This window comes from Halomonas marinisediminis (genome assembly GCF_004347715.1).
GTDB lineage: Bacteria > Pseudomonadota > Gammaproteobacteria > Pseudomonadales > Halomonadaceae > Halomonas > Halomonas icarae.
On record NZ_SLTR01000263.1, the window covers coordinates 1 to 300 of the forward strand.

General features: G+C 45.0%; 1 protein-coding gene. It reads left to right on the plus strand.

Translation table 11 applies throughout. The annotated features are described in order from the left end of the window. Positions 1-300: family 4 glycosyl hydrolase (locus E0702_RS16625; RefSeq protein ID WP_439952342.1), on the plus strand; the 300-nt coding region annotated here is incomplete at both ends.

Sequence of the window (300 nt, forward strand, 5' to 3'; positions counted from 1 at the left end):
GGGTTTGCTAAAGCGCTGCGCACCATCCCTGTAATATTGGATATTTGCCGTGATATTGAAGAGTTAGCGCCAAATGCTTGGATGCTTAACTTTACTAACCCAGCAGGTTTAGTGTCTGAAGCGGTGAATAAGCATACCAAAGTGAAAAGCATTGGCTTGTGTAACGTGCCTGTATCAATGCGCATGATGGTGGCGGAAATGATGAACTGCAAGCAGGAAGAGTTGCAGTTGGAATTTGCTGGCTTAAACCACTTGGTATGGGTACATAAAGCTTGGCTAAATGGTGAAGACATCACAGCC